Source organism: Micromonospora sp. ALFpr18c (genome assembly GCF_008868155.1).
In the GTDB taxonomy this organism is placed as follows: domain Bacteria; phylum Actinomycetota; class Actinomycetes; order Mycobacteriales; family Micromonosporaceae; genus Micromonospora.
The window spans coordinates 1-2,833 of record NZ_WBKR01000344.1 but is presented as its reverse complement, the minus strand read 5'-3'; the positions used below and the strand labels follow the sequence as shown (position 1 = coordinate 2,833).

Here is a 2,833-nt window from a genome sequence, read left to right as displayed (position 1 = left end):
CGCCCACACCGGAACGCACCACCCCGCCGCCCGTGTCGCGCACCGACCCGCCACCCATGTCGCGCACCGACCCGCCGACCATCGGCGTACCGAAGCCGGCCAAGCCGACGGACCCGACCGACCTGCGGGCCACCGGCCTGGTCGCCGGCCATGTCACCCGGGGCGGTCGCGGACCCTGCTACGGGCTGGTGTCCGAGGACGGCATCGAGTACGCCCTGCACGGCACCGGTTTCGGCACCCTGACCGAGGGCAGCTTCGTCACCCTGCGGATCATCGCCCGATCCTCCGAGGTGGACTGCGGCCCGGGTGTCCGGGCCAGCATCGTCACGCGGTGATCCGCCGGGGCACCCGGACCCCCGTGTCGGTAGGGGACAACCCGGGCTTCTCCCTGTTCAACGCGACCACCAGGGCCGCCGGAGGCAACCGGGTCCTAGGCTGTCTGCCATGACCGACCAGCGCGGCGGAGCCGTCGACGAGTCCCGCGTCCTCACCGAGGGGCCGTGGACGCACCGTTTCGTCGGCGCCAACGGCACCCGGTTCCACGTGGTCGAGGCCGGCACCGGGCCGATGGTGCTCTTCCTGCACGGCTTCCCCGAGCACTGGTGGGCCTGGCACCAGATGCTCCCGGCCGTCGCCGACGCCGGCTTCCGCGCGGTCGCCGTCGACCTGCGCGGCTACGGCGCCAGCGACAAACCACCCCGGGGGTACGACGGCTACACCCTCGCCGCGGACATCGCCGGACTGATCCGAGCACTCGGTGAGCGGTCGGCGACGCTGGTCGGCAGCGGCGTCGGTGGCATGGTGGCCTGGACGGTGGCGTCGTTCCACCCGGCCCTGGTCCGCCGCCTGGTGGTGCTGGGAGCACCGCACCCGCTGCGGCTGCGCGCCGCCATCTTCGCCGACCCGCGCGGTCAGTTCGCCGCCTCCACACCGGCGTTGAAGTTCCAGCTTCCCCGCTACGAGCACGTCCTGACCCGGGACGGCGCGGCGGCCGTCGAGGAGATCCTGCGCCGGTGGGGCGGGCCGCGCTGGGTGGCCGGATCGGACTTCGAGGCGTACGCCGAGCGGTGCCGGGAGGCGATGCGCATTCCACAGGCCGCGTTCTGCGCGCTGGAGGGTTACCGCTGGGCGTTCCGCTCGGTGCTGCGACTGCACGGCTACCGGTTCGTACGCCTCATGCAGAAACCGCTGGTCACCCCGACCCTGCAACTGCACGGCGCGCAGGATGTCGCGGCCCTGCCGCGGACCGCCCTGGGTTCCGGCCGGTACGTCGTCGCGCCGTACGAGTGGCGGCTGCTCGACGGAGTGGGGCACTTCCCGCACCTGGAGGCACCGGAGCTGGTGCTCGGCGAGATCCTGCGGTGGGCGAAGTCCTGACCGTCAGACCCGCTGCTCCCGCAGGTCGGTGACCTCCGCGGCGGGTGCCCAGCCCTGGTAGACGCCGAAGTCGAAGACCTCCAGCCGCATCGCCTCGGCGACCGGCCAGCGACCACCGGTGTACTCCACGCGCAGCCACGCGTCGTGTTCGCCGAGCACGATGAACGGCTGCCCCTGCCACGTGCAGGTCGTCCGCACGTACGCCAGATCCTCGATCTCGTGCGCCGGCTGCACCCGCACGTACCGGCCGGGGCGGACCTCCTCGAAGCCCTCACCGGGCTCGGGCTGGTACAGCCGGATGTCGTCGCCGTCCGGGCTGGCCTGGTACTCCCGGCCCTGCCAGCGGGCCACGTAGCCGTCGCGCATCACGCCTCCCCGACCCGTCGCCACACGACCGCGTCCGTGTCCAGCGACGCGACCACCCGCTCGGTGCCGTCGGCGGCGATCCGCCAGAGCTGCGCGCCGTGCGGCAGCCGGGCGCTGTCCACCTTGAACTCGGCGACCACATCGCTGCTCTCACCCGGCGCGAAGCCGTTGCCCCTGAACGGCGGCCGTTCGATGACCCAGCCCTCCATGGCCCGCATCGCCGGCTCGTTCTGCCCGCCGTACGGGATCCGGTAGAGGCTCGGCCGGTGCGCCGGCCAGCGCAGCACGTAGATCTCCTCGGCGTCCCGCACGAACGGCGACGCCGGGTAGCTGAGTCCGAGCGCGTCGTACAACTGGGCCGGCGTGGTCAGGTGCGCCAACTCGCCCGCCCGGTGCACGAAGCCGGACACCCGGTCGTAGCCCCGCTCCAGGTAGTACGCGAGCTGGCTGGGTGCGATGGCCTTCTGCATCACGGTCGGGCGGGCCGGGTCGACGGCCGCCGGAGCGTACCGGGGGCGGGCGGCCGGCTCCGCCACCACCGGCGCCTCCTCCGGGTCGACCTCCAGGTCGTCACCGAGCCCCACCTCGGCCGCCCAGTTGGCCAGGGCGACGATCTGCTCGCCGGGCAGCTTCGCACCGACCGGGGTGCCCGGGTTGACGGCGAACGACCAGTCCTCGTCCGGCCAGCGCCGGATCAGCTGGGCGAACTTCACCCGGACCGTGTCGACGTCACCGTCGGTGTGGTCGGCGAGGCGCTCAGGCGACGTGTAGACCACCACGTACGTGTCACCGTCGAGCTGGGCGGTACGCCAGACGAAACCCGGGTCGCCGGGGCGGCTGCCCCGCACCGAGTCCGGTGCGGCCGGCAACAGCACCCGGGCCAGCAGCAGGGTGGACAGGAACGTGTCGGTGCTGCCCGCACCGGCCGCGTTGAGCAGGTCCTCCTCGACCGTGTTGGCCGGGTCGAAGTCGAGCGGCGCCGGCTCGGCCGGTGCGCGCTGCTCCTCGCCGCCCGTGGCCGCGTACCGGTCGTCGGTGTCCGGCCGCACCGGCTCCGGGCCGCTGTCCGGGCGGGGCGGCGGCGCGACGG

General features: G+C 73.6%; 4 protein-coding genes. 2 read left to right on the top strand and 2 right to left on the bottom strand.

The annotated features are described in order from the left end of the window. The coding region (locus F8271_RS30805; RefSeq protein WP_370462006.1) for a hypothetical protein at positions 1-335 on the top strand (335 nt) is incomplete at its 5' end. 109 nt (positions 336-444) lie between these two features. Next, positions 445-1,377, top strand: a complete 933-nt coding sequence (locus F8271_RS30800) for an alpha/beta fold hydrolase (protein WP_151493302.1) — start codon at positions 445-447, stop codon at positions 1,375-1,377. 3 nt (positions 1,378-1,380) lie between these two features. On the opposite strand, the gene F8271_RS30795 is transcribed toward F8271_RS30800, so the two are convergent. Together F8271_RS30795 and F8271_RS30790 are read right to left on the bottom strand one after the other, a co-directional pair. Next, the gene (locus F8271_RS30795) at positions 1,381-1,746 is read right to left on the bottom strand and encodes a hypothetical protein (protein WP_151493301.1); all 366 of its coding nucleotides are present in this window, start codon (positions 1,744-1,746) and stop codon (positions 1,381-1,383) included. Further along, the coding region (locus F8271_RS30790; protein WP_151493300.1) for an SseB family protein at positions 1,743-2,833 on the bottom strand (1,091 nt) is incomplete at its 5' end. The genes F8271_RS30790 and F8271_RS30795, both read right to left, overlap by 4 nt.